This window comes from Ottowia flava (genome assembly GCF_008017535.1).
Classification (GTDB): domain Bacteria; phylum Pseudomonadota; class Gammaproteobacteria; order Burkholderiales; family Burkholderiaceae_C; genus Ottowia; species Ottowia flava.
Genome location: NZ_VRUA01000008.1, coordinates 133,313 through 158,745, shown reverse-complemented (window position 1 = coordinate 158,745; position 25,433 = coordinate 133,313). Strand labels below are relative to the sequence as shown.

The 25,433-nt window shown below is 65.9% G+C and carries 18 protein-coding genes, 1 tRNA gene and 3 pseudogenes; 17 read left to right on the top strand and 5 right to left on the bottom strand.

The window, feature by feature from the left end:
• Positions 1-136: 136 nt before the first annotated feature.
• A complete protein-coding gene (locus FVQ98_RS10415) occupies positions 137-961 on the bottom strand; it encodes an AraC family transcriptional regulator (RefSeq protein WP_147913364.1) in 825 nt (274 codons plus the stop codon).
• A 181-nt stretch (positions 962-1,142) separates the two neighbouring features.
• Here FVQ98_RS10415 and FVQ98_RS10410 point away from each other — a divergent pair, with 181 nt between their 5' ends.
• Positions 1,143-2,420 (top strand): MFS transporter, encoded by a 1,278-nt coding sequence (locus FVQ98_RS10410; RefSeq protein WP_147913363.1) that lies wholly within the window; start codon positions 1,143-1,145, stop codon positions 2,418-2,420.
• A 36-nt stretch (positions 2,421-2,456) separates the two neighbouring features.
• Positions 2,457-4,154 carry a thiamine pyrophosphate-binding protein gene (locus tag FVQ98_RS10405; RefSeq protein ID WP_147913362.1) on the top strand — a complete coding sequence of 566 codons (1,698 nt, stop codon included), beginning with the start codon at positions 2,457-2,459 and terminating at the stop codon, positions 4,152-4,154.
• Positions 4,155-4,267: 113 nt separating this feature from the next.
• Here FVQ98_RS10405 and FVQ98_RS10400 read toward each other — a convergent pair whose 3' ends face one another.
• Positions 4,268-4,564 carry an SWIB/MDM2 domain-containing protein gene (locus tag FVQ98_RS10400; protein ID WP_147913361.1) on the bottom strand — a complete coding sequence of 99 codons (297 nt, stop codon included), beginning with the start codon at positions 4,562-4,564 and terminating at the stop codon, positions 4,268-4,270.
• 349 nt (positions 4,565-4,913) lie between these two features.
• On the opposite strand from FVQ98_RS10400, the gene rraA reads away from it, so the two are divergent.
• Entirely contained in the window at positions 4,914-5,414 is a 501-nt protein-coding gene (rraA, locus tag FVQ98_RS10395) for a ribonuclease E activity regulator RraA (protein ID WP_255507730.1), read from the top strand.
• A 166-nt stretch (positions 5,415-5,580) separates the two neighbouring features.
• On the opposite strand, the gene FVQ98_RS10390 is transcribed toward rraA, so the two are convergent.
• Positions 5,581-6,528: a DMT family transporter gene (locus FVQ98_RS10390; protein WP_147913359.1), complete on the bottom strand. Its 948-nt coding sequence runs from the start codon at positions 6,526-6,528 to the stop codon at positions 5,581-5,583.
• Positions 6,529-7,064: 536 nt separating this feature from the next.
• Between FVQ98_RS10390 and aceA the strand changes: the two genes are divergently transcribed.
• From aceA to FVQ98_RS10325, 14 genes and pseudogenes are all read left to right on the top strand, one after another.
• Entirely contained in the window at positions 7,065-8,393 is a 1,329-nt protein-coding gene (gene aceA, locus FVQ98_RS10385; protein ID WP_147913358.1) for an isocitrate lyase, read from the top strand.
• A 274-nt stretch (positions 8,394-8,667) separates the two neighbouring features.
• Positions 8,668-8,982, top strand: a complete 315-nt coding sequence (locus tag FVQ98_RS10380; RefSeq protein WP_147913357.1) for a YdhR family protein — start codon at positions 8,668-8,670, stop codon at positions 8,980-8,982.
• Between the two features lie 347 nt (positions 8,983-9,329).
• Complete coding sequence (gene thrS, locus FVQ98_RS10375; RefSeq protein WP_147913356.1) at positions 9,330-11,237, top strand: threonine--tRNA ligase; 1,908 nt, start codon at positions 9,330-9,332, stop codon at positions 11,235-11,237.
• A gap of 78 nt (positions 11,238-11,315) precedes the next feature.
• Positions 11,316-11,933, top strand: a complete 618-nt coding sequence (gene infC, locus FVQ98_RS10370; protein WP_147913355.1) for a translation initiation factor IF-3 — start codon at positions 11,316-11,318, stop codon at positions 11,931-11,933.
• 157 nt (positions 11,934-12,090) lie between these two features.
• Positions 12,091-12,294 (top strand): 50S ribosomal protein L35, encoded by a 204-nt coding sequence (rpmI, locus tag FVQ98_RS10365; RefSeq protein WP_144734192.1) that lies wholly within the window; start codon positions 12,091-12,093, stop codon positions 12,292-12,294.
• Positions 12,295-12,320: 26 nt separating this feature from the next.
• A complete protein-coding gene (gene rplT, locus FVQ98_RS10360; protein ID WP_147913354.1) occupies positions 12,321-12,677 on the top strand; it encodes a 50S ribosomal protein L20 in 357 nt (118 codons plus the stop codon).
• Between the two features lie 121 nt (positions 12,678-12,798).
• Positions 12,799-13,872 carry a phenylalanine--tRNA ligase subunit alpha gene (gene pheS, locus FVQ98_RS10355; RefSeq protein WP_147913353.1) on the top strand — a complete coding sequence of 358 codons (1,074 nt, stop codon included), beginning with the start codon at positions 12,799-12,801 and terminating at the stop codon, positions 13,870-13,872.
• Positions 13,873-14,007: 135 nt separating this feature from the next.
• Positions 14,008-16,455: a phenylalanine--tRNA ligase subunit beta gene (gene pheT, locus FVQ98_RS10350; protein ID WP_147913352.1), complete on the top strand. Its 2,448-nt coding sequence runs from the start codon at positions 14,008-14,010 to the stop codon at positions 16,453-16,455.
• A gap of 26 nt (positions 16,456-16,481) precedes the next feature.
• Complete coding sequence (locus tag FVQ98_RS10345) at positions 16,482-16,826, top strand: integration host factor subunit alpha (protein ID WP_255507729.1); 345 nt, start codon at positions 16,482-16,484, stop codon at positions 16,824-16,826.
• Positions 16,827-16,953: 127 nt separating this feature from the next.
• The gene (locus FVQ98_RS10340; RefSeq protein ID WP_147913351.1) at positions 16,954-17,430 is read left to right on the top strand and encodes a MerR family transcriptional regulator; all 477 of its coding nucleotides are present in this window, start codon (positions 16,954-16,956) and stop codon (positions 17,428-17,430) included.
• A 12-nt stretch (positions 17,431-17,442) separates the two neighbouring features.
• A tRNA-Pro gene (locus tag FVQ98_RS10335) sits at positions 17,443-17,519 on the top strand.
• Between the two features lie 163 nt (positions 17,520-17,682).
• Positions 17,683-17,826: pseudogene (locus FVQ98_RS10330) on the top strand (Arm DNA-binding domain-containing protein); the annotation flags it as partial.
• A 53-nt stretch (positions 17,827-17,879) separates the two neighbouring features.
• A pseudogene (locus FVQ98_RS20405) lies at positions 17,880-18,061 on the top strand (IS3 family transposase); the annotation flags it as partial.
• Positions 18,055-19,120: pseudogene (locus FVQ98_RS10325) on the top strand (IS3 family transposase); the annotation flags it as partial. The pseudogenes FVQ98_RS20405 and FVQ98_RS10325, both read left to right, overlap by 7 nt.
• An 81-nt stretch (positions 19,121-19,201) precedes the next feature.
• Here FVQ98_RS10325 and FVQ98_RS10320 read toward each other — a convergent pair.
• Together FVQ98_RS10320 and FVQ98_RS10315 are read right to left on the bottom strand one after the other, a co-directional pair.
• Positions 19,202-23,488 carry a translocation/assembly module TamB domain-containing protein gene (locus tag FVQ98_RS10320; RefSeq protein ID WP_147913350.1) on the bottom strand — a complete coding sequence of 1,429 codons (4,287 nt, stop codon included), beginning with the start codon at positions 23,486-23,488 and terminating at the stop codon, positions 19,202-19,204.
• Positions 23,488-25,404, bottom strand: a complete 1,917-nt coding sequence (locus tag FVQ98_RS10315) for an autotransporter assembly complex protein TamA (RefSeq protein WP_147913349.1) — start codon at positions 25,402-25,404, stop codon at positions 23,488-23,490. The genes FVQ98_RS10320 and FVQ98_RS10315 overlap by 1 nt, the downstream gene beginning before the upstream one ends.
• Between the last annotated feature and the right edge of the window lie 29 nt (positions 25,405-25,433).

Sequence of the window (25,433 nt, the reverse complement as noted above, 5' to 3'; positions counted from 1 at the left end):
GCACCTGCACCAATTGACCCAGCGTGATGACTCCGCGCATTGAATCAACGTTGCACTTGGAATTGAATCCGCCAAGTACTGACGACTGCGCATAGCTATTAATAGAGTAGCTGCCCGCGCAGGTGGTTGTAGGGCATCAGCCTGTTTTCATTTGAAAAGCGCTGGGCGACTGCCCCAACTGCGCCTTGACCATGGCGCCGAACGCGCTTTCGCTGGCGTAGCCGCAGGCGGTGGCGACCTGGCCGACGGGTGTGCCGCGCGCCAGCAAGGGCAGCGCGTGGGCCAGCACCACCTGGCGGCGCCAGTGCGGGTAGGACGTGCCGAGCTCGTCGCGGAACAGCCTGGCCGCCGTGCGCTCGCTCGCGCCGACGCGGTGTGCCCATTCAGCCAGGGTGGCGCGCTCGGCCGGCGCATGCAGCACGGCCTCGCACAACGCGCGCAGGCGCTTGTCGCCGCCCTCGGCGCGCGGCAGTGGGATGCCGAGCGGCGCGGTTTCGGCGCGGACCAATTCCAGCAGCATCAGCGCCGTCATGTGCGCTTCGCGCGCGCCGGGCTCGGCATGTTCGAGCGCCAGGAACAGCTCGCGCAGCAACGACGAGACGGCGAACATGCGGCTGGTCTGCCAGCCTGCGGGCGCGACGCCCGGGTCCAGGTACAGCGTGTGCAACTCGGCCGTGCTCAGCACCGCCACGGTGTGCCGGCTGCGTGGTGCGATCCAGACGGCGCGCGATGAGGGCACGACGTAGCGCGTGTCGTGCCCCGCAGACAGGTCTTGCACGCTCACGTGCAAGGTGCCGCTGGCGCAATAGGCGATTTGCGCCCAGGGGTGGTGGTGCGGGTCGAAATGGGTGTCGGTGGTGACTTCGCGCGCGCGCTTGCCGCGCACCGGGCGCTCGGGCGACGGTTGGTAACGACCTTGGTCGACTGCCAGGGCGCTGGAGGCGGGGCGGTGCAACGGCATGGCGAAGTGAGACTGGGTGAAGTATCTGCCGGTTTGGCGGATTTTCGACGATTGTTGTCAAATACGCGCTTTTCTGCAAGTGCTGTCATGCAGCGCTTGCGCCTACCATCCTGGCATTGGCCACCGCTGGCCACCGCCCCAGGGCGATGTCGGTGGCCGCTTCACGCCAGGACAACCGCCCATGAACCCCGCCACCCAGACGGCCGACGCTGCCGCTGCCGCTGCCGCTCCCGTAACTACCCCGCCCTTGCGCGACGACGCGACCGTGATCGGCCTGGTCGGTCTGGCGCATGCCAGTTCGCACTTCTCGCACCTGTTGCTGCCGCCGCTGTTTCCGATCTTCGCGGCGGAATTTGGTCTGACTTTCTCGCAGCTGGGTTTTCTGATGACGGTGTTCTTCGTCATCTCCGGCGTTGGCCAGGCGATGTCCGGCTTTCTGGTGGACAAGGTGGGCGCCCGGCCCGTGCTGTTTGCCGCCATCGGCTGTTTCATCGCGGCCTGCTTGGCGGGGTCGATGGCCACCAGCTACGCGGGGCTGATGCTGGTGTCGGTGTTCGCTGGCTTGGGCAACGCGCCGTTCCATCCGGTGGATTTCTCGATTCTCAACCAACGCGTTTCCAGCGCGCGACTCGGCTACGGGTTCAGTGCGCACGGTTTGAGCGGCAGCCTGGGCTGGGGCCTGGCGCCGGCTTTCTTTGCCCTGATGGTGGCCTTCTCAGACTGGCACCGCGCCTACCTTGTGGCGGCGGGTCTCTACGGCGTGGTCATCGTCATCCTGTACCTGGGCCGGGCGCATCTGCGCACCGAGGTTGTGGTGCACCAGGCCACGCCGTCGGCCAGCGGCGGCACCAGCGCTTTGAGCTTTATGAAGCTGCCAGTCGTTTGGTGGTGCTTCTCGTTCTTCTTTCTGTCCACGATGACGCTGGCTGTGGTGCAGAACTACGCATCGCCCATTCTCAAAGCCTTGTTCAACGTCAGCTTTGAAGCCGCGGCCATGACCGTGACGGCCTACATGCTGGCCAGCGCGCTGGGCATGTTGATTGGCGGCTTCGTTGCCGCGCGCATGCCGCGCAACAGCGATCGCGTGGTGGCATGGTGCATGGCGGCAGGCGCAGTGCTGATGGCTGTGTGCGCTTCGGGCTTGATGGGCGCGGCAGGCACCATGGTCGCGCTGGCCGCCACCGGCTTCGCCATCGGCGTCGGTGGCCCCAGCCGCGACATGATGATCAAGCGCGCCACACCCAAGGGCGCCACCGGCCGGGTGTACGGCATCGTGTATTCGGGCCTGGATTCGGGTTTTGCAGTCGCCCCGCTGATCTTCGGGGTGATGATGGACCACGGCTGGTACCGCGCAACGCTGCTGGGCGGCGCGCTGACCTTGTTGCTGGCCGTTGGTGCGGCACTGGGCGTGGGGCTGCGTACCCGCGCCAATGAACGCGCGGCCACCGCTGCGGCTTGATCGGCGGCCGCCGGCGCGGCTTGTGCACAATGGGCCATGACTCAGCGAATCGCAGGCCACCTTCTTGTCGAATGCCTTCTGGCCCAGGGCGTTACCCATGCGTTTGGCGTGCCGGGCGAAAGTTACCTCGCCGCACTCGACGGTTTTCATGAGCACCGCGACGCGATCCGGTTTGTGATTTGCCGCCAGGAAGGCGGCGCCAGTTTCATGGCCGAGGCGCACGGCAAGCTCACCGGCCGGCCCGGTGTCTGCTTCGTGACGCGCGGGCCGGGCGCCACCAACGCGAGCATTGGCGTGCACACGGCGTCGCAGGACTCAACGCCGATGGTGCTGTTTGTCGGTGACGTGGCCAGCCACCAGCGCGACCGTGAGGCGTTTCAGGAAGTGGACTACAGCGCCTTCTTCGGTGCCTTCGGCATGGCTAAGCGGGTGGAGCGCATCGACAGCGCTGCGCGTCTGCCGGAATACGTGGCGCGCGCGTTTGCGACAGCGATGAACGGCCGCCCGGGCCCCGTCGTGCTGGTTTTGCCTGAGGACATGTTGGTCGAGCCGGTGCCGGCATCGCTGCAGCCGCTGCCGCGCTGGGAGCCGCCCATGTACGCGCCGGACCTGGCCGCGATGGAGCAGCTGCAGGCACTGCTGGTCGCGGCCGAACGGCCCATCGTGATCGCCGGTGGCGGCGGCTGGACGCCGCGCAGCGCGCAGGCGCTGCAGCAGTTTGCCGAGCGTTGGCACTTGCCCGTGGCCACCGCCATGCGCTTTCAGGATGTGTTCGACAACCGACACCCGCTGTACGCCGGCGACGTGGGTATCGCCATCAATCCGCGCCTAGCCCAGCGCATCGAGGATGCCGACCTGGTGCTGGCCATTGGTCCGCGCTTGGGCGAGATGACGACCAGCGGCTACACGTTGCTTGTCGCGCCACAACCCAAACAGAAGCTGGTGCACGTGCACAGCAGTGCTGAAGAGCTGGGGCGCGTGTACCAGCCCGAACTGGCGTTGTGCGCGACGATGCCAGCGATCGCGTCTGCGCTGGCGGCGCTGGTACCGACGGATGCCGCACGCTGGAAAGCCTGGGCCGAAGCCGCTCACGCCGATTACCTGGCCAACCAGCAGCCGCAGGCGCTGCCTGGCCCGGTCGACATGCACACGGTGATGCAGGTGATTCAGGCCGCCTTACCTGCGGATGCGGCGGTCACCAACGGCGCCGGCAACTTCGCCAGCTGGGTGCACCGCTATTTCGCCTATCCCGGTCTGGCGCAGGGCGTGAAGACGCAGCTGGCGCCCACCAGCGGCGCCATGGGCTATGGCGTGCCGGCTGGCATTGCCTGCGCCATCACCACCGGCCGCACGGTGCTGACGATGGCGGGCGACGGTGACTTCATGATGAACGGGCAGGAGCTGGCGACGGCCGTGCAGTACGGTGGCAAGACCATCATCGTGATCCTCAACAACGGCGTGTTCGGCACCATCCGCATGCACCAGGCGCGCGAGTACCCGCACCGCCGTGCCGGGACCGAACTGGTCAACCCGGACTTCGTGCAACTGGCGAAAAGCTACGGCTACGCCGCCGAACGGGTGACGCGCACCGAAGAATTCGAGCCTGCCTTGCGCGCTGCCCTGGCGCGCGCCGAAGGGACGGTGATCGAGGTGATCCTGAGCGATCAGGTCATCACAACGCGCGTCACGCTCGACACCATCGAGGAAAAGGCCGCGGCCGCCAAGTCGGCGTAAGCAGCGACGCTGCCGCGCGGGGCGGACCGCGCTGCGTCGATTCATCTGGTTGGCGCGCACAAAAAAACCGGCCCTGGGGCCGGTTTTTTATTGGGCGAGACGCCTTGCGTTGATCAGGACAGGTGTGCGCTGATCAGCTTGGTCATCTCGAACATCGTGACCTGCGGCTTCTTGAAAATTTCCTTCAGCTTGGCGTCGGCGTTGATGTTGCGCTTGTTGGCAGCGTCTTGCAGGTTGTGGGCCTTGATGTATTCCCACACCTTCTTGGTGACTTCGGTGCGGGGCATCGGCTTATTGCCGATCACCGCGGCCAGCGCCGGGCTGGGCGTCATCGGCTTCATGAAGGCGGCGCTGGGGGCGCGCTTGGCCGGTGCAGCCGTCTTGGCCGGAGCTTTCTTTGCAGTTGCCATGTTTGTTGATCCTCTTTATCGGGTTCTGAACTTCCTCGCCTTGTCTCGGGTGTTTGCACCCTGCTTGGCTGAGACGGATGCTACTGGATAAGTAGCACCGTTCCAAGGGGAAATTGGGGTTTTTCGCAGTTGGATGTTGCTTTTTCCTCCCGCTGGCACCGCGTTCGCGAACTTTTCGCGCACATGGGAGGTTTCCGAGGGCGAACTGTGACTTTTGGTGACGGTTGGCAGCGTGTGGGCCGGTGCTTGGAAGCCGCGCGAATGAAGCGCGTTCAGACGGAGTTCGGTCGCATCTGGCTTCGGTATGCTTTCTGCATCTGAAGAACTCTTTGAATTCTGGAGACCTCCTTTGAGCACTCTTGCCTTTGCCACCTGTGACCTGTGCGATGCCCATGAGGGCGACACCTCGGGCGCGTTTCGCGTGCTGCCGCCGGTGTTTCGCGACTTCGGCGCGTTGCAGCCCTTCAGCGGCCGTGTGTATACGCTGCGCTGCCCGGAAGACAACTCGCGGGTGCGCGAAGCGGTGAACCTGCCAGGCGAAGGCCGCGTGCTGGTGGTCGACGGTGGCGCTTCGCTGCGGCGCGCGCTGGTCGGCGGCAATCTGGCGGTGGCGGCGGCCAAGAACGGCTGGGCCGGCATCGTGGTCGATGGCTGCGTGCGCGACGTGGCCGAGTTGCGCGCCGCCGGCGTGCCGATCCGTGCGCTGGCGCTCAACCCGCTGCGCACCGACAAGCGCGGAGAAGGTCAGGCCGACGTGCCGGTGCAGTTGCAAGGCGTGTGGGTGCGCCCGGGCGATTGGCTTTACGCCGATGAAGACGGCATCGTGGTGGCGGATCGCGCGCTGCTCTGAGCGTGATGTTCGGCGCCGGGCGAGTTCGCGTAATTTTTATATGAAATCGGCTTGCAGCCCTACATGGATCAGCGCAAGCAGCTATCAGTAAGGTAGCGAGAATGCGCGGACGAAAGCTGCGCATGGTCCTTGAGCGGCCGCCGCTGTGACCCATCCACAGTGATCTTCAGTCCTTGCGTGGCCGCACCCGCAGCGCCACGCGTGAGGGCAGGGTGGCCAGCACCACGCCGGCCAGGGCGAGGCCGAAGGCGATCAACTGCGTGCCGTCCATCTTTTCACCCAAGGCCAGCACGCCGACCACCGCTGCACTGATCGGCAGCAGCACCGTGAAGACGCCGGCCTGCGCGGCGGGCACGTGCTTCAGCCCGGTCATCCACAGCCATACCGACCACATGCAGGCCGCCAGCGAATAAAAGACCAACAGCACCCAGGTGCTCGCCGTGACGGCGCCAAAGTCAAATCCGAACGCCAGCCACAAACCCATGGGCGTGCTTAGCACAAAGCCCCACAGGTTGATCAGCGCGCTGATGCGCCGCGGCGTCAAACTGCCCGTCAACTTCTTGCCGATCACCGCATAGCTGGCTTCGCAGAACACAGCGGCGATCAGCAGCAGGTTGCCCAGCCATACCAGGTTGTGAGCGTTATTGGCGTCCGGCGCTGCACCAGCGTGCGCAGACAGCTGCGTTTTTGATAGCGACAGCAGGCCGATGCCGAGCACCGCGCAGGCCACGCCCGCCCACACGCGGGGTGCGACGCGCTCGCGCAGGAAGATCCAGGACAGCAGCGCCACCGCCGCCGGAATCGCGGCCATGATCACACTGGCGGATACCGCTGTGGTCAGCTTGACGCCGCTGATCATGCACAGCGTGAACAGGAAATTGCCCAGGAACGATTCCAGAAACAGCAGGCGCCGCGTCTGCGCCGTCATCGGCGGTTCGTCGGCGGGCTTCTTCAGCCACGGCAGCATCGCGATGCCGCCCATGCCAAAGCGCAACCACGCCAGCAGCATCACGGGAAACGCCGCCGCCAGCGGCTTGGACAGGGCCACATAGGTGCCCACCAGCGCCATGGACGTGCCCAGGGCCAGGTAGGCGAGCGGTCGGGCGTTGGACATCTTGGGTGGCAGTCTCGGGCGGAGGTGAGCGCGAATATACGTGAGCAGCAGCCCGCCCTGATGCTGCGCATGGGCGGTGAGACAGGCGCTGGTGAGGCTTGAATGGGGCCGCGCTTAACGAACCACGCCCGTAGGCCGCCTGCCATGAGACCTGCGCAAGCTGAAAGGGCTTGCTGCGTGGGGTTGGGTTGCGCCGGCACTCCGGTCTTCGTGGCCGGTCAGCTTCCGCCGAAGCGCGCAAGTTGCACTGAATTAGATTTCACATCAAGAAATCTAATTGCTGCATTGCAAAAAATTCTATTGCGGCGCCGCAGCATTTTTTCTCAATATGGGAGATGAATTTTCACAATGAGATAAATAAACTTTAAGTGATTGATTTGTATGAATGAAAAATAAGTCTTGTATAAGACATAAGAATCCGATCAGGTCTTATACAAGAGTTATGATTGCCCCACGACGCCACCGAATCGCCCGGCAACAGCCACCGGTTCCCACCCGCCGCTTTCAGTTTCCTCTTTCATTTCTGGAGCACCCACATGCCGAACTCGAACCAACAACTCAGCCGCGAACAGCAAGTCGCCGCCCTGGAAAAAGACTGGGCCAACAACCCGCGCTGGAAAGGCGTCAAGCGCGGCTATTCAGCCGCCGACGTGGTGCGTCTGCGCGGCAGCCTGCGCCCTGAATACACGCTGGCTCAGCGCGGCGCCGAGAAGCTGTGGGAAAAGATCAACGGCGATGCCAAGAAGGGCTACGTGAACGCCTTCGGCGCCATCTCCGCCGGCCAGGCCATGCAGCAGGCCAAGGCAGGCCTGGAAGCCGTGTACCTGTCGGGCTGGCAAGTCGCCGCCGACGGCAACACCAGCGAAACCATGTACCCCGACCAGTCGCTGTACGCCTACGACTCGGTGCCGACCATGGTGCGCCGCATCAACAACACCTTCACCCGCGCTGACGAGATCCAGTGGTCGCGTGGCACCAACCCCGGCGATAAGGACTTCATCGACTACTTCCTACCGATCGTGGCCGATGCCGAAGCCGGTTTCGGTGGCGTGCTGAACGCGTTCGAGCTGATGAAGAACATGATCCAGGCAGGCGCTGCCGGCGTGCACTTTGAAGACCAGCTGGCCGCCGTCAAGAAGTGCGGCCACATGGGTGGCAAGGTGCTGGTGCCGACGCGTGAAGCCGTTGAAAAGCTGATCGCCGCGCGCTTTGCCGCCGACGTGATGGGCGTGCCCACCATCGTGCTGGCCCGCACCGACGCCGAAGCTGCCAACCTGATCACCAGCAACCACGACGCCAACGACCAGGCCTTCCTGACCGGCGAGCGCACGCAAGAAGGCTTCTACCGCGTCAAGAACGGTCTGGAGCAGGCCATCAGCCGCGGCATCGCCTACGCCCCTTACGCCGACCTGGTGTGGTGCGAAACCGGCACGCCGGACATCGGCTTTGCCCGCGAATTCGCCCAGGCCGTGCTGAAAGAGTGCCCGGGCAAGCTGCTGAGCTACAACTGCTCGCCGTCCTTCAACTGGAAGAAGAACCTGAACGACAAGCAGATCGCCTCGTTCCAGGAAGACCTGTCGGCGCTCGGCTACAAGTTCCAGTTCATCACGCTGGCCGGTATCCACAGCAACTGGTACAACACCTTCAAGTTCGCCCACGAGTACGCGCAGGGCGAGGGCATGAAGCACTACGTGGAAATGATCCAGGAACCCGAATTCGCCGCGCGCGACAAGGGTTACACCTTCGTGTCGCACCAGCAGGAAGTGGGCGCCGGTTACTTCGACGACGTGACCACCGTGATCCAGGGCGGCTCTTCCAGCGTCAAGGCGCTGGCCGGTTCGACCGAAGAAGAGCAGTTCCACTGATCTTCCTGCCCGCGCGCTGCCCAGCGGCGCGCCGGACCCGGAGGAGACAAGAAAGCCACGGCCTGCCGTGGCTTTTCTCTTTTCAGACGCCGTGTGGTCGAATTTCCAATCAAATCAGGCGCTGTCTCTAGATAAACCTGCGCAGGCAGCTACTGAATTCATAGTAAATCGCTTGCGCCATCTGCCGATGCGTGTCGCGTGCTAGGCTGCGTGGCACGGCCCTGCCGCGGCGCGCAGCGTCGCAGGGACGGGCCTTTTGTGGAGACACGCCCCGATGATCACCGCCCTGGTTCAATTCAGCCTGCCCCAACCCATCACCGTGGCGCAGGCCAAAGCCATCTTCGCCAGCACCGCACCGCGCTACTTGGGCATGGACGGGCTGATCCGCAAGTACTACGTGCTGTCGGAAGATGGCCAGACCGCCGGCGGCGTGTACCTGTGGGCGTCGCGCGCCGCCGCCGAGCGCGTGTACGACGGCGCGTGGCGCGCCTTCGTCAAGGAAAAATACGGCACCGAGCCACGGCTGACCTACTTTGAAACGCCGGTGCTGGTCGACAACGCGAGCGGCGAGATCGTGCACGCCGAGTAGCGCGGCAAGATGCGCTGCCGACGCCGAACAACTGGCTGCCCGGCCACGCAAGAAGCCGCCCGCTGCACAACTGGCGAGCAGCGGTTAAAATCTGCAGGTTTCGCTCCTCGCGCAAGTGAGGCAGCGCACCAACATCCACTGGATAAGGGCGAGAAAGGCAGCTTGGTTATGACACCGCGAACTACCTCGGCAAGGAGCCTGATCTAAGCCACGTTAGCGGTTTTGATGGTGCCCAGCAAGCGCAGGGTGCTATGAAAAATGAACCAAGCGCGGCTTAAGGCCGCGCTTTTTTGTTGCCCGTTGCCTGTTTTTGGCGACGTTTCCCGAACGATTTCTGAAGGTTTCTCATGGTTCAAATCACGCTTCCCGACGGTTCGCAACGCGAATTCCCCGGCCCGGTGACCGTGGCCGAGGTCGCCCAGTCGATCGGCGCCGGCCTGGCCAAGGCCGCCCTGGGCGGCAAGGTGGACGGCAAGCTGGTCGACACCAGCTACCCGATCGCGCAGGACGCGAAGCTGTCGATCGTCACGGCCAAGGACCCGGATGGGCTGGAGATGATCCGCCACTCCACCGCCCACTTGCTGGCCTATGCCGTCAAGGAGCTGTTCCCGGAAGCGCAGGTCACCATCGGCCCGGTCATCGACAACGGCTTCTTCTACGACTTCAGCTACAAGCGCCCCTTCACGCCGGAAGACCTGATCGCCATCGAGAAGAAGATGGCCGAACTGGCCGCCAAGGACGAGCCCGTGGTGCGCCGCGTGCTGCCGCGTGACGAAGCGGTGGCGTACTTCAAAGGCCTGGGGGAGGCCTACAAGGCCGAGATCATCGCCAGCATTCCGACCAACGAAGACGTTTCGCTGTACCGCGAAGGCGCTTTTGAAGACCTGTGCCGCGGTCCGCACGTGCCGAGCACGGGCAAGCTCAAACACTTCAAACTGATGAAGGTGGCGGGTGCCTACTGGCGCGGCGATCACCGTAACGAGATGCTGCAGCGCATCTACGGCACGGCGTGGTCGAGCAAGGACGAGTTGCAGAATTACCTGCACATGCTGGAAGAGGCCGAGAAGCGCGACCACCGCAAGCTGGGCAAGGAACTGGACCTGTTCCACATCGACGAGCATTCGCCCGGCACGGTGTTCTGGCACCCGAAAGGCTGGACGCTGTGGCAGCAGGTGGAGCAGTACATGCGCCACGTCTACAACGACAACGGGTACCAGGAGGTCAAGGGGCCGCAGATCCTGGACAAGTCGCTGTGGGAGAAGACCGGCCACTGGGACAAGTACCGCGAGAACATGTTCGTCACCGAGAGCGAAAAGCGCGATTACGCGCTCAAGCCGATGAACTGCCCCGGCCACATCCTCATCTTCAAGCAGGGCGTGAAAAGCTACCGCGACCTGCCGCTGCGCTACGGCGAGTTCGGCAACTGCCACCGCAACGAGCCCAGCGGCGGGCTGCACGGCATCATGCGCGTGCGCGGCTTCACGCAGGACGATGGGCACATCTTCTGCACACCCGACCAGATCCAGGCCGAATGCACGGCCTACACGACCTTGCTGCAAAAGGTCTACAAGGACTTTGGCTTCACGGACATCATCTACAAGGTCGCCACGCGGCCGGAGCAGCGCATCGGCTCGGAAGAAAGCTGGGACCAGGCCGAGCAGGCGCTGATGGAAGGTCTGCGCGCCTCGGGCTGCGAATTCCAGATCAGCCCGGGCGAGGGCGCGTTCTACGGCCCGAAGATCGAGTACACGCTGAAGGATGCCCTGGGCCGGGAATGGCAGTGCGGCACCATGCAGGTCGACCCGAACATGCCCGAGCGCCTGGACGCTGAATACGTCGGCGAGGACGGTGCCCGCCACCGACCCATCATGCTGCACCGCGCCATCGTCGGCAGCCTGGAGCGTTTCATAGGCATGCTGATCGAGCACTACGCCGGAGCGCTCCCGGTGTGGCTGTCACCGGTGCAGGTGGTGGTCACCGGCATCACCGATGCCCAGTCCGATTACGTGCAAAGCGTGGCAAAAACGCTGCGCGACAAGGGCTTGCGGGTGGAGACCGATCTGCGTAACGAGAAGATTACGTATAAAATACGGGAGCATTCACTGCAAAAGCTGCCTTATATCCTGGTCGTCGGCGACAAGGAGCGGGAAGCTGGCGCCGTCGCAGTGCGCGCCCGGGGCAACCAGGACCTCGGTGTGATGCCCTTGCAAGCGTTCATGGACCGCATCGCATCGGACATTACTGCTAAAGCTTGATTTTTATTCAAAACCAGCTTTGGTCCGCGTCGTACGGGCGGTATCCGCTATGCAGAGCATAGCATCTTGACTTGAGGAATCGACACCATCGCTACGAATTTCCGTGACCGCCGCCATCGTGAGGAGCGCGCGCACCGTCTGAATCGAGAAATCATGGCCCCCGAGGTCCGCCTGAACGGGCCCGAGAACGAGCCACTGGGCGTGGTGCCCATCCAGGAGGCCTTGCGCCTTGCGGGTGAGTACGACGTGGACTTGGTCGAAGTCGTGGCCACGGCCAATCCGCCGGTTTGCCGGTTGATGGATTACGGCAAGTTCAAGTACCTCGAGCAGAAGAAAGCCGCCGAAGCGAAGGCCAAGCAAACGGTCATCGAGATCAAGGAAGTCAAGTTCCGCCCTGGCACCGACGACGGCGATTTCAACATCAAGATGCGCAATATCCGCCGTTTTCTGGCGGATGGCGACAAAGTCAAGGTCACGCTGCGCTTCCGCGGTCGCGAAATCACGCACCAGGAACTCGGCCTGGCGCTGCTGAACCGCATTCGGGACGAACTGGTCGACATTGTGTCGGTCGAGCAGTTCCCGAAGCTGGAAGGCCGCCAGATGATCATGATGCTGGCGCCCGCGCGCAAGAAGCCGGGTGGCGGTGGCGGCAAGCCTGCTGCGGCACCGGCCGAGGCGGCGCAAACGACCGACTGAAGCGCGGCGGACAGAACAAGATTGGTTTGGCGGGGCTGTGGCCCCGGCAGGCGAACGGGCAGGCTGGAAGGCCTGCCACAAGAAGTGGCTCGGGGCCTCCAAGGGCGCGGCAAGTTGCAGCGCACGCCTCGCGAGCACAACGAAAAGGAGCATGCAAATGCCCAAAATGAAGACCAAGAGCAGCGCGAAGAAGCGTTTTCGCGTCCGTCCCGGTGGCACCGTCAAGCGCGGTCAAGCCTTCAAGCGTCACATCCTGACCAAGAAGACCACCAAGAACAAGCGCCACCTGCGCGGTGCGGTGAATGTGCATGAGACCAACCTCGGTCACATGGCACAAATGCTGCCCTTCGCTGGCCTTTGATCAACTGACGGACAAGGAGAACTACTATGCCTCGCGTCAAACGTGGTGTGACCGCTCGCGCTCGTCACAAGAAGGTACTGGCCCTCGCCAAGGGTTTCCGCGGCCGCCGCAAGAACGTCTACCGTGTTGCCAAGCAGGCGGTGATGAAGGCGGGCCAATACGCCTACCGTGACCGCCGCAACAAGAAGCGCGTGTTCCGCCGTCTGTGGATCGCCCGTATCAACGCCGCTACGCGTGAACTGGGCCTGACCTACAGCCAGTTCATCAACGGTATGAACAAAGCTGGCATCACGCTGGACCGCAAGGTCCTGGCCGATATCGCCGTGCACGACAAGGCGGCTTTCGCCAGCATCGTTGCACAGGCCAAGGCCCAACTGGCCTGATGCCGTTGCCGCCGCGCAGATACTATTGATTCAGTAGCTGCCTGCGCCGGTGGTTCTAGGGGTTGAGGCCGATTTGGCTTCAATCCCTTTTTCATTTTCAGATTTTCAAGAGTTGCCGCCGATGAACGCCCCGACTGTCGCCGCCCCCGACCTGGACGAACTGGTCCAAAGCGCCGCCGAGGCGTTTGCCCGCGCGCACGCCCCCGCCGATCTCGAGAACGCCAAGGCGCAGTTTCTGGGCAAGTCGGGCCGCGTGACCGAACTGATGAAGGGCATGGCCCAACTCAGCGTCGACGAGAAAAAGACACGCGGCGCCGCCATCAACCAGGTCAAACAGGCGATCGAAGCCGCGCTGACCGCGCGCCGCCAGGCCCTGGCCGACGCCGAGCTGGACCGCCAGCTGCAGGCCGAGGCGCTCGACGTCACCCTGCCGGGCCGCCAGCGCGGGCAGGGCGGCCTGCACCCGATCAGCCGTGCGTGGGAGCGCATCGAACAGATCTTCACCAGCATGGGTTTCGACGTGGGCGACGGTCCCGAGATCGAAAACGACTGGTTCAACTTCACCGCGTTGAATAACCCGCCCAACCACCCGGCGCGATCGATGCAGGACACCTTCTACGTCGACATGACCGACGAGGACGGCCAGCCCTACTGCCTGCGCACGCACACGAGCCCGATGCAGATCCGCTACGCCACCGCGCACGCCAAGAAGCACGCGGCGGCGCTGATGCGCGGCGACATGCCCGAAGTGCGCGTGATCGTGCCGGGCCGCACGTACCGCGTGGACAACGACGCCACGCACTCGCCCATGTTCCACCAGGTTGAAGGCCTGTGGCTGGGCGAAAACGTGAGCTTCAAGGACCTGAAGGTCACGTACCTCAATTTCTGCAAGGCGTTCTTTGAGACGGACGACCTGATCCTGCGCTTTCGCCCGAGCTACTTCCCGTTCACCGAGCCCAGCGCCGAGATCGACATCCAGTTCCAAAGCGGCCCGCTGGCCGGCAAGTGGCTGGAAGTGTCCGGCTCTGGCCAGGTACACCCGCAGGTGGTGCGCAACATGGGGCTGGATCCCGAGCGATTCATCGGCTTTGCCTTCGGCTCGGGCATCGACCGCCTGGCCATGTTGCGCTACGGGGTGAACGACCTGCGCCAGTTCTTCGATGGCGATGTGCGATTCCTGTCGCAGTTTCGCTGAGACATCCTTCTCAAAAAGCATAGCTGGCCGCGCTGATTTGGCAAGAGATTCAAGGCGAAAGTGTCTGAAATCGGCCAACAACAAGCGCAACCAGCTATCAAAATGATATTTGATCACCGCCGTTCCTGATCTGCCATGCAATTTCCTGAATCCTGGCTGCGCGAGTTCTGCAACCCCGCGCTGAACACCGAACAACTCGCCGACGTGCTGACCATGGGCGGCTTCGAGGTCGAAGAGATCCGCCCCGTGGCCCCGCCTTTCACCGGCGTGGTGGTGGGTGAGATCAAGGCCGCCGAGCAGCACCCCAACGCCGATCGCCTGCGCGTGTGCCAGGTCGACGTGGGCCAGCCCGAGCTGCTGAACATCGTGTGCGGCGCGCCCAACGCGCGCGTCGGCATCAAGGTGCCGTGCGCGATGGTCGGGGCCGAGTTGCCGCCCGCAAACGACGAAAAATCCCACGGTAAGCCGTTCAAGATCCAGCTGGGCAAGCTGCGCGGCGTGGAAAGCCAGGGCATGCTGTGCTCGGCGAGCGAGCTGCATCTGTCTGACGATCACGGTGGCCTGCTGGAGCTGCCGGCCGACCTACCGCTGGGCCAGAACATCCGCGAGGCGATGAAGCTGGACGACGCGGTCTTCACGCTCAAGCTGACGCCCAACCTGGGTCACGCGCTGAGCGTGTACGGTGTGGCGCGCGAGCTGTCGGCGCTCACTGGTGCGCCGCTGAAGACGCCAAGCTTCCCGCCCGTCGCCGTGGGCAACGCCGACTTGCTGCCCGTGAAGATCAGCGCCACCGACCTGTGCGGGCGCTTCTCCGGTCGCGTGATCCGCAACGTCAACACACAAGCAAGAACGCCTGCGTGGATGGTGGACCGGCTGGCGCGCTGCGGCCAGCGCAGCGTGGCGCCGCTGGTCGACATCTCCAACTACGTGATGTTCGAGTACGGCCGGCCCAGCCACATCTTCGATCTGGACAAGATCCACGGCGGCCTGGACGTGCGCTGGGGCCGCCCGGGCGAGCAGCTCAAGCTGCTGAACGGCAACACTGTCACCCTGGACGAATCGGTGGGCGTGATCGCCGACGACCGCGAGGTGGAATCGCTGGCCGGCATCATGGGCGGCGACGCCACCGCCGTGTCGGACGACACGCGCAACGTATATGTCGAAGCCGCCTTCTGGTGGCCCGACGCGGTGGCTGGCCGTTCGCGCCGCTTCAACTTTGCCACCGACGCGGGCCACCGCTTCGAGCGCGGTGTGGACCCCGAGCTGACGGTCGCGCACATCGAGCATCTCAGCCGCTTGATTCTGGATATCTGCGGCACGCCCGAAACTTCGTTTGGCCCGGTCGACGACCAGGCGCCCAACACCGTGGTGCCTCAGCCCGTCACCCTGCGCGTGGCGCGCGCCGCCAAGGTGATCGGCATGCCGCTGTCGCAGGCGCAGTGCGCCGAAGTGATGCAGCGCCTGCAACTGCCCTTCACCGAAGGCCAGGGCACGCTGACGGTTACGCCGCCACCGTACCGGTTCGATCTGAAGATCGAAGAGGACCTGATCGAAGAGGTGGCGCGCCTGATCGGTTATCAGAACCTGCCGGAAACCGCGCCGTTGGCGCCGATCACGCCGCGCGTGCGCTCCGAAGCGCGCCATGGCCGCTTTGAAGTGCGCCACGCGATGGCCAAGCTCGGCTATCTGGAGACGATCAACTTCAGCTTTGTGGACGAAGCGTGGGAGCGCGACCTGGCTGGCAACACCGACCCAGTGCGCCTGCTGAACCCCATCGCCAGCCAGCTGAACGTGATGCGCTCGAGCCTGCTGGCATCCTTGCTCCAAGTCATCAAGCGCAACACGGACCGCCGTGCAGATCGCCTGCGCGTGTTTGAAGTGGGCCGCGTTTTCCGGCGCGATGCGGGCACCCGTACCGGCGCGGACGATGTGGCCGGCGTAGCGCAGCCCATGCGGATCGCGGGGGCGGTGTACGGCCCAGCAACGCAGCAGGGCTGGGCAGGCAAGCAGCCACCTGCAGATTTCTACGACGTCAAGGGTGACGTCGAAGCCTTGCTGAGCCCGCGAAAGCCGCAGTTCGAGGCAGACACCCACCCCACCATGCACCCTGGGCGTTGCGCACGCGTGCTGGTGAACGGGCAGGTCATCGGGCATGTGGGCGAATTGCATCCCCGCTGGCGGCAGCAATGGGAGTTGTCACATGCGCCCGTGCTGTTTGAACTGGCGCTCGACGAGGTGCTTGACCACGCGCTCCCAGTGGCGGCCGTCCTACCGCGTCAGCAAGCCGTGGAGCGCGACATCGCCGTCGTGGTCAAAGAATCGGTCACGCATGCGCAGTTGATGCGTTCGATTCACGCTGCGCCGTCTGCGGCCATGCTGCGCAGTGCGACGCTGTTCGATATCTACCGTCCAAAGGCGGGTACCGATGCGGGCGGGGCGGTCGCTGCGGACGAGAAATCGCTGGCCGTTCGGCTGATACTGGACGGTGGTCAGGAGTCGTTGACCGATGAGCGCATTGACGCTGCGGTTCAGGAGGTACTGGGCCAACTGCAGTCAGATGTCGGTGCCCGCTTGCGGACCTGATGCTGACGGCGTGAGAGGAGAGAGCGATGGCAGAAAACGCAGACGACATGCTGGCACTGGCGGTGGACAGCCTGGAGACGACGGCGCTGACCAAGGCGCAATTGGCCGACATGCTCTACGAACAGATCGGCTTGAACAAGCGCGAATCCAAGGACATGGTGGACGCATTCTATGATCTGATCGGCGCGTGCCTGGTGGCTGGTGACGACGTCAAACTGTCGGGCTTCGGCAACTTTCAGATGCGCGTGAAAGCCCCCCGGCCGGGCCGCAATCCGCGCACCGGTGAGCTCATTCCGATTGCTGCGCGGCGCGTCGTGACCTTTCATCCCAGCCAGAAGCTCAAGGAAATGCTGCAGGACGACGCGTCCTGATCACAGCGTGTGACGCATTGCCGGCAACTGCTGTCGGTTGTTGCCGCGCCAGCGCATGTGGATTGCTATGTAGCTGATCAGGGCAACATCGGCTAATCTCCACCGCTGCTCGCGCCGAACCCGGTTCATGGAATCCTCACTGCCTCCCATCCCTGCCAAGCGCTACTTCACCATTGGTGAGGTGGGTGATCTGTGCGGCGTGAAACCTCACGTCCTGCGGTACTGGGAACAGGAGTTCACCCAACTGCGCCCCATGAAGCGGCGCGGTAACCGGCGCTACTACCAGCACCACGAAGTGCTGATGATCCGGCGGATCCGAGAATTGCTCTACGACCAGGGATTCACCATCAGCGGCGCGCGTACGAGACTGCAAGAGTTGGATGCCGCCCTGCGCGGCCGGCCAGGCGTGCCGACGGGCGAGCCGGCAGGTGCGACGACGCCGGTAGATCCGTTCTCGGTGGACGGTGAGCCACAACTCGACGAATCCTCGTCAAATGACGCGAACGCCGCTCCAGCAGCCCGATTGGACCTCGTGGTGCGAGAACTGCTTGAGATTCGAGAAATGCTGACTGCGCCCGAAACGGGGCATTCTGTCACGCTATAATGCAAGGCTTGTCGGCGTGTAGCGCAGCCTGGTAGCGCACTTGCATGGGGTGCAAGGGGTCGCGAGTTCGAATCCCGCCACGCCGACCATTACTTCATCCGCCAGCATCCGTAGTCAACCGGGTCTGGCGGATTTCTCTTGGGGAAACCGCGTTTTTGCGGTCGCCAGCGTCCGCCAAAGAGCGGGGGCAACCGGGCAATAATGGGGGCAACATTCCTGCCTGTTGCCCCCGAACCCCTCGGAGTTGCCCCCATGCCCCTCACGGATACCGCAATTCGCGCCGCCAAGCCCAGCGAGAAGGCTCGCAAGCTGTTCGACGGCGAGGGTCTTTATCTGGAGGTCGCACCGTCAGGCGGAAAGTGGTGGCGGCTCAAGTATCGCTGGGCTGGCCGAGAAAACTGAATCGCCCCGGGATTCGCGGAGGCTCAACACTCTGAGAGGATTGAGCCATGAGCAAGTCGAACAAGTTCTCGCCCGAGGTCCGTGAGCGGGCGTGAGGATGGTGCAGGAGCACCGTGATGAGTACCCATCGTTGTGGGCCGCCATTGAATCCATTGCCCCCAAGATTGGCTGCGTGCCGCAAACGCTGCATGAATGGGTCAAGCGTGTCGAGGTCGACAGCGGCGTGCGTGCAAGGACCTGGACGTGCACGAGAACGTGTTGCGCAAGTGGGTTCGCGAGTTGCGTGAGGCGCCTCAGTTGGCCTTCCCGGGCCATGGCAAGCAGGCGGTCCAGGACGCTGAAATAGCCCGGCTGCGCAAGGAAGTCGTTAAGCTCAAGATGGAGCGCGACATCTTGAAGAAAGCTGCGGCCTACTTTGCCAAGGAGTCGATGTGAAGTTCGGCTTCGTGGCGAAACACCGAGGGGCCTGGCCGGTCAATTTGATTTGCGAGGCGCTCGGTGTCTCGCGAAGTGGCTTTTATGCGTGGCTCAGCAGGCCTCAAAGCCAACGCAGCCTGCAAGACGAGGTGCTTGGCAGCCAGGTGCGTCAGAGCTTTCTGGGCAGTGACCGCACCTATGGCCCCCGGCGCGTGTGGCATGACGTGCTGGCACTGGGTCAACGATGCGGATTGCATCGCATTGAACGGCTCATGCGAGAACAGGCCCTGCGCGCGAGGCCACGACGTCGAGGCTTGCCGCAGGACCGAGGCCAGCGCAGCGCCATCGCCGACAACGTGTTGGACCGTCAGTTCCAGGCCGACGCGCCCAACCAGAAGTGGGTGGCCGACTCACCTACATCTGGACGGCCGAGGGCTGGTTGTATGCCGCTGCGGTGCTGGATCTGCACTCGCGTCGCATCGTTGGCTGGTCGATGCAGGACAGCATGACCTCGCAACTCGTGGCCGATGCGTTGATGATGGCCGTGTGGCGCCGGGGCAAGCCGGTGGCGTTGCTGCATCACTCGGACCAGGGCAGCCAGTACACCAGCGAGCACTTCCAGCAACTGCTCAAGGAGCAAGGCATCACCTGCAGCATGAGCCGCGCGGGCGAGGTCTGGGACAACTCGGCGATGGAGAGCTTCTTCAGTTCATTGAAGATCGAGCGCACGGCCAGAAAGGTGTATCGCTCCAGGCAGCAGGCTCGTGCTGACGTGTTCGACTACATCGAACGGTTCTACAACTCGACGCGTCGCCATTCGACGCTCGGCTACGTCAGTCCGATAGAGTTCGAGAAAGCTCTAAAAGCTTAGGCCGGTGTCCACGAAACCGGCAGCAGTCCACCTTGCTTTAATCGTAGGTTGCGGGCCACCTCCGAACGGACCCCGCGCCGCTCAGTCGAAGCTCAGCCGGTAGATCAGGTCGACCGCCGAGTTCTCCCCGGCCTGCCCGCGCAGCGTCCAGCGGCGCGACAGCTCGTAGAAGATCATCAGCGTGCCGCTGGCACCGGCCAGGCTGTGCTCGTACGCGGCGTACAGCTTGTCGGAGAGGCGCTTGCCCAGCGTCACGCTGGCGCTGTCGATGGCACCGTCTCCGCCGCCCGAGAAGCTCAGCTCGTCGAGGCCGAAGTTGGCGGCCAGACCCCGTCCTTCGCGCCCGCCCAGCAGCGCCAGCGCGGCCGATTGCAGCATGGCGGCTTCCGCACCCGAATTCGGCGCGGCGCGGCCCAGCAGCAGCCAGGCCAGCGTTTGGTTGTCGGGCAAAGCGGGTTCGGAATACAGGCGCACGCGCGGCAGCAGCGCGCTGCCCATGACCTGCACGCCCACGCGCTGGTCGCTGGTGTAGTTGGGCCGCAGAGCGACGATGTCCAGCGTCGGGTTGTCGATCTGGCCGCTGAAGACCACGAAGCCGCGCTGGATCGTCAGGAACTGGCCGTAGGCGCGGAAGGTACCGCCCACGGTGCGCACGCGGCCGTTCAGCGTGGGCATTTGCGTCAACGGGCCATTGGCGGCCAGCGTCAGCCGGCCAGCCAGCCGGGTGTCGATGCCCATGCCCTTCAGGCTGAAGTCGTCGCCCAGGTCGATCTGCACGTTGACCTTGGCCGTCAGCGGTTCGGTGCTGCCTTCGGCCGCCTTGGCCTCGCTGCGTTGGCGCGCCGCGTCGCTGCGGGCCTGGCGCTGGGCCACCTGCTGCCCTGCGGCGCTGGTGGGCCGCGCCACGGCGCCGGGCGCTTCCTTGCCGTACATCACCTTGCCGTCGGCGCCGCGCACGATGACGTCGTCGCCCAGCGACGGCCGGTTCTCGTCGGGCAGCACGATGCGCGCCTGGTCCACGCGCAACTGGCCATCGGCGCTGATGGCCTTGCCGTCCAGCGCAGCCTGCACGTTGCCCGAGACGGTGACCTGCCGGTCGGCGCGGATGCTGGCGCGCAGCTTTTCCAGCGTGGCGCGCAGGCTGGCCTGCGGCCGCCCATCGACCAGGCCCGCCTGACCCGTGGCGCGCAGCAGGCCGCCGCTGCCTTGCTCGCCCGCGCCGCGCAGCAGGAATTCGTCGATCACCAGGCGCGTGCCGTCCAGCCGCGCGCGCAGGCGACCGCCTTCAAACTGCAGGCCATCGACGACCGAACGCAGCGCGACGTCGTCGGCGTTCAGCGTGCCATTGACCAGCGGGTTGCCGCGGGTGCCGCCGATGCGCGCATCCGCCGCCAGCGCGCCGCGCAGGCGCCAGCCGGGCGGCGCCAGCACCGACCAGGCCGAGATCTGCGGCAGGCGCGCCTTCAACTCGCCCTGCAGCGGCGCCGATTCGGGCCACGACCACTGCGTCTGACCTTCGGCGCCGCGCTGCGTCGACAGCTCGGTGCGCACTTGGCCGTTGACGGTGCCCGCGCGTTCGCTGTCCCACAGCAGGCGCAACTGCAGTGCTTGCCCCTGGCTGGTGAGCGTCAGGCGTGCGTCGCGCAGGCCGGCGGCCACGCGCGATTGCACGCCGGTGGCGCCGTCGGTGGTCAGGATGCTGATGTCGCCGCTGGCGCGCGCCAGGTTGGCGGTGACGCGCAGCGTGCGGCCCAAGGCGGCGTCCCAGTCGCCATTGAAGATGACGTTGCCGGTCACGCCCGCGGCCTGCATCTCGCTGCCGGCGAAGCGTTCGACCCACTGCAAGGGCAGGCCCGTGATGCGGCCGGTCGTGGTCAGCTCGCCGCCGCGCCAGCGCGCCGGGCCCCACGCGACGCGCGCCTGCGATGCGGGCGCGGGCGAGGTCAGGGTGAGTTCGCCCGCACCCGCTTCGAACTGGCCACCCTGCGCGGGTGACCAGCTGAGTGGCACGGGCGCGGTCGTGGCGGCCTGCCAGGCGCCTTCGCCCAACGCAGGGTCGCGCACGCTGGCCTGCAGGCGCGACACCTGCGAGCGCCAGCTGGACGCGGCCAGGCTGGCGTTGGGCGTGGTGCGCCCGCCGCTGGCCGCCAGGCGCAGGTCCAGCTGGCGTTCGCCCTGCATCACCTGGCCTTGCAGCGTCAGATCGGCCTGCGCGAGCTTGCCCTTGAGTTGCGCGTCGACCGCGCGTAGCTGGATCGGCGTGGCCGTTGCAGCGGATTTCGTCGAGGGCGGCGTCCAGTCGAGCGACGGTGCGGTCAGCTGCGCCTGCACCGTTGGGTCGCGCCAGCCGCCGCGCCAACTGCCGTCCAGCCGGGCGCTGCCCTTGGCGTGCGCGCCGGCCAGCGCCTGGTTGGCGCCGGGCAGTTTCTGCGCCCAGGCCAGCGCGCGGGCGGCGTCCTGCAGTTGCGCCTGCAGCGTGCCGGCGCCGCTGGTGGGTTGCAGTTCGCCCTTGACCTGCACCGCGGCGCCGGGCGCGGTCAGGCGCAGGTCGGCCTGGCCGCCCAATTGGTCGACCGCGCCGGGGCGCACCTGCGCGCTGCCGGCCAGTTCGGCATCGTCGGTGCGCACCCGCAGCTGGCTGAGCGCCAGCAGGCCGTCGACCCAGCGGCCCTTGGCCTGGGCGTCGCGCAGGCGCACAGCGCGCAAATCGCGCGCCAGCGCTTCGGACGCCGATTCGCCGCGCCGCGACGGGGCGGTGGCGCGCGCGGGGCGCGCCTGCAGCGCAATGTCGAAGTCGACCGCCTCACCTTCGCCGGCCACGGTGGCCGTGCCGTCGATGGGGAAGGCCGCCAGCTGGCTGTGCAGCGCGGCCGGGTTGACGCCCTGGATGCGTGTGTCGAGCGACCAGCGACCGGCGGCTGCTGTCGTGGTGGCGGGGACCGAAGCGGTGCTGGCGGGTGCGCTGGCACCGGGCGCCGGGGTGGCCGAAGCGCCGGAAGAGGGGGCGGCCGCGGCACTGGCCGGTGTGGCCGGCGGCTGCGCCCAACGGCCGGTGGATTCGACCGTGCCGCCGCCCAGCTCGGCCTTGAGCGAGCGCACGGTGGCCACGCCGCCCTGCCAGCTGAGGTCGGCCAGCAGGCGGTCGAGCGGCAGGCGGCGCTGGTCCCACGGCCCGGCGCCACGGTTGACCAGGTCGGCGTCGACCACCCAGCCGGCCGCGTCCTTGGCCGCGCCGTCGATCGGGCGCACGTCGACGGTGCCGGTCAGGTGGGTTTGTGGTGCCTGCGCCCAGATGGCGCCAAGGTCGAGCGCACGGACGCGCGCGTGGGCCTCCGGCAGCGGCTGCGCGCCCCAGGGCGTGAGGCGCGCGGTGGCGTGGGCTTCAGGGATTTCGCTGGGGCTGGCGCCCGACGCCGCGCCAGCAGGCGGTGCGGCGGGCGCCGACGCGGCCGGAGCGGGCGCGCTGGCGCTCGAAGTGGCTGACCCGGCGGGCGCTGGCAATGCCGGGATGGCGGGGGCCGAGGCGCCCGGCGCCGCGGGCGCGGCCTGCAGGTCGGCTTGCGCGCGCATCTCGGTCAGCGGACCGGCCAGCGTGGCCTGCAGCGTCAGCGGCACGGGCGCTTCGGCGCCGGGAACGGGGGCCGTCAGCGCGCCGGCCAGGGCCACGTCGAGCGAGACCGGCGCGTGGGCGGTGATGCGGGCGCGGGCGCGGTACTGCCCGCCTTCGATGTGGGCGCTGTCCAGGTCCAGCGCGTGCGCCTTGCCGTCGTAGGCAAAGCGGCCGGCGATGTCGGACAGCGCGTAGGGCGGCGGCCCGGCCCAGCGCAACTCGCCCGCGCGCAAGGCCTTGACCTCGATGTTCAGCGGCAGCGCCAGCGACGCGGGCGGCCCCGCCGAGGGCTCGCCTTTGGGCCGCTGGTCGTCCACGACGATGCGGCTGGCCGACAGCTGGTCGATCTGCAGCGTGCGGCGCAGCAGCGCGGCGGGCGTCCACAGCAGTTCGGCGTCGTGCACTTCGACGCGCAAACCGGCCTTGTCCCACACCAGGCGGCGCACCTTGCCGCCGCCGCGCACCGTGCCGGTGACTTCGTCGGTGACCAGGGGTTGTTGCGCGCCGGCCAGGCGCAGCGCGGTGGCCAGCGAGCCTTCACTGCCCGCCCAGATCCACACGCCGCCCAGTGCCAGTGCCAGCAGCAAGAGCAGCGCCAGCGCGGCCCACAGCAGCCAGCGCAGCGGCCCGCGGCGGCGTGGCGGCGGTGCTTTTGAATGATTTTGGCCTGCAGCCCTAGAGCCATCAGCGCAGGCAGCTTCTGAATTGATAGCGTCTGTGGTCGCCGACGTCGCCTCGGCAGGCGTGCCCTCGGTCATCAGAAGACGAACCCCACCGTCATGTGCAGGCGGATCGACTTGGTCTTCAGGCCATAGGCCAGGTCCAGCTCCATCGGGCCGACGGGTGTGATCAGGCGAATGCCGGTGCCCACGCCCCAGTGCGCCTTCAGATTGCGCGTCTCGTTGGCGACGCTGCCCACATCGATGAACAGCGTGTGCTCCAGCAGACCGGGAAAGCGGTCCTGCAGGATCGGGCGCTGCCACTCGACGCTGCCCACGGCCATGTAGCGGCCCGGGCCGATCAGGTCGTCGCCGTAGTCGATGCCGATGCGCCGGTAGCCGTAGCCGCGCACCGTGGTGTCGCCCCCGGTGCGAAACAGGTAGGTGGAGGGCAGGCGCGCCTGCTTGGATGCCAGCACCGCGCCGGCTTCGGTGCGCAGCACGAGGCGGCTGCTGCCGTTGCCGAGCGGGCGGATGCCCAGCCAGCGCCCGTACAGGCGCATGAACGGCTTGTGCTGTCCGGCGGTGGTGACGCCCGCACCCACTTCGCCCGACAGGCCATAGCCGCTGGACGGCACGGGCAGGGTGTCGAAATAGCGGCCGGTCCAGGCGTAATTGGCGCTGACGGCTGCGCCGTCGCCCAGCAGCGCGGCGGGAATCACGCGGCTGCCCGAGCCGGTCACGCTGGCGTGGTCAAACTGCAGGTAGAAGTTGCGGTCGTACTTCTCCTCGGTCTTCACCGTGCCCACGCGCAGCGTCTGCGAGGTGGTGTTGAGCGCGCCATCGTCCTGCCGCATGTAGCGCGCCAGCGCCGCCCAGCGCCAGCCGCTGGCGCGCGGCAGCGAGGTCCATTCGGTCTGGATCAGCGGGGTCTTGAGGTTCAGGTTGAGCTTGGTGTCGGCGCGCCAGCTGGTGCCCAGCGCCTGGTTGTCGCGGTGCTCCAGCGTCACGCGCGGGCCGGCGTCGGTGCTGTAGCCCACGCCCAACTGAATCTTGTGGCGCTTGGCTTCGCGCACGGAGTAGGTGACGGGCACCGCACCGGGCTCGCCTTCGGGGTCGATGCTGATGTAGGCCGAGTCGTAGTAGCCGCTGCCGGCCAGCCGCTGCTGCGCGTCGACCAGCTTCTTCTGGTCGTAGATGTCGCCGGGCTTGAGCCAGGACAGGCGCTCGGCCAGCTCGGGCGGGTAGCGCTTGGCGCCGCGCACGGTGGCGGGCCCCAGGCGGAACAGCGGGCCCGAGTCCAGCCGCACGCCGAGCTTGGCCTGCGACTCGGCCGCGCTGACGTCGGCCAGGCTGTAGCTGATGCGCCCGCGCGGGTAGCGCCGCTCGACGAGGTGGCGCAGCGCGCCCGTCTTGGCACTGGACCAGCGGCTTTGCGTGAAGCGCCGGCCTTCAGGCAGGCCCCACTCGTCCAGGATGGTCTCGCGCTGGTGGACGGCGTCCGCGTCGGTGGACTGGGCGATGTCCCCCTCGAACTCGATGTTGACGCGCTGGACCGTGGCCGCTTCGCCGGGGGTGATGGCGATCACCACCACCGGCTTGGCGCCAGGCTTGTCTTCGCGGCGCACCTTGATCTGCGGGTTGAAGTAACCCTCGGTGCCCAGCAGGTTGCGCACGTCGCTTTCGGTCACCGCCATCAGGCGCGCGAACTCCGCTTCGTCCAGATCGGGCACGGCGCGGTAGCGCTGCAGTTCGTTGTGGCGCTCGACCAGCTTTTTCAGGTCTTCGTCATCGGTCTCGACGCGGATGTCGAACGCGGTCACGGCCGGGGTATCACCGGCCGCGCCCACCACGCCGCTTTCGGTCACGGCGCCAGGCGTGCTGTTGGGTGCCTCCGCAGCTTTCTCGGCGGCCGACTCATCGCGCAACAGGGCGCAGCCCGGCAGTGCGAGCACCAGCGCCAGCATCCAGGGCACCGGGTTGCGAAACCGCCGTAACGCGTGTCCAGACTTCATCACCCGGCCAAGTGTAGTGGGTGAGTTTG

What these genes read in the sequence shown, in the direction of transcription:
- FVQ98_RS10415 (WP_147913364.1), bottom strand. Translation starts at nt 961, where the DNA reads ATGCCGTTGCACCGCCCCGCCTCCAGCGCCCTGGCAGTCGACCAAGGT.
- FVQ98_RS10410 (WP_147913363.1), top strand. Translation starts at nt 1,143, where the DNA reads ATGAACCCCGCCACCCAGACGGCCGACGCTGCCGCTGCCGCTGCCGCT.
- FVQ98_RS10405 (WP_147913362.1), top strand. Translation starts at nt 2,457, where the DNA reads ATGACTCAGCGAATCGCAGGCCACCTTCTTGTCGAATGCCTTCTGGCC.
- FVQ98_RS10400 (WP_147913361.1), bottom strand. Translation starts at nt 4,564, where the DNA reads ATGGCAACTGCAAAGAAAGCTCCGGCCAAGACGGCTGCACCGGCCAAG.
- FVQ98_RS10390 (WP_147913359.1), bottom strand. Translation starts at nt 6,528, where the DNA reads ATGTCCAACGCCCGACCGCTCGCCTACCTGGCCCTGGGCACGTCCATG.
- aceA (WP_147913358.1), top strand. Translation starts at nt 7,065, where the DNA reads ATGCCGAACTCGAACCAACAACTCAGCCGCGAACAGCAAGTCGCCGCC.
- FVQ98_RS10380 (WP_147913357.1), top strand. Translation starts at nt 8,668, where the DNA reads ATGATCACCGCCCTGGTTCAATTCAGCCTGCCCCAACCCATCACCGTG.
- thrS (WP_147913356.1), top strand. Translation starts at nt 9,330, where the DNA reads ATGGTTCAAATCACGCTTCCCGACGGTTCGCAACGCGAATTCCCCGGC.
- rpmI (WP_144734192.1), top strand. Translation starts at nt 12,091, where the DNA reads ATGCCCAAAATGAAGACCAAGAGCAGCGCGAAGAAGCGTTTTCGCGTC.
- rplT (WP_147913354.1), top strand. Translation starts at nt 12,321, where the DNA reads ATGCCTCGCGTCAAACGTGGTGTGACCGCTCGCGCTCGTCACAAGAAG.
- pheS (WP_147913353.1), top strand. Translation starts at nt 12,799, where the DNA reads ATGAACGCCCCGACTGTCGCCGCCCCCGACCTGGACGAACTGGTCCAA.
- pheT (WP_147913352.1), top strand. Translation starts at nt 14,008, where the DNA reads ATGCAATTTCCTGAATCCTGGCTGCGCGAGTTCTGCAACCCCGCGCTG.
- FVQ98_RS10345 (WP_255507729.1), top strand. Translation starts at nt 16,482, where the DNA reads ATGGCAGAAAACGCAGACGACATGCTGGCACTGGCGGTGGACAGCCTG.
- FVQ98_RS10340 (WP_147913351.1), top strand. Translation starts at nt 16,954, where the DNA reads ATGGAATCCTCACTGCCTCCCATCCCTGCCAAGCGCTACTTCACCATT.
- FVQ98_RS10320 (WP_147913350.1), bottom strand. Translation starts at nt 23,488, where the DNA reads ATGACCGAGGGCACGCCTGCCGAGGCGACGTCGGCGACCACAGACGCT.
- FVQ98_RS10315 (WP_147913349.1), bottom strand. Translation starts at nt 25,404, where the DNA reads ATGAAGTCTGGACACGCGTTACGGCGGTTTCGCAACCCGGTGCCCTGG.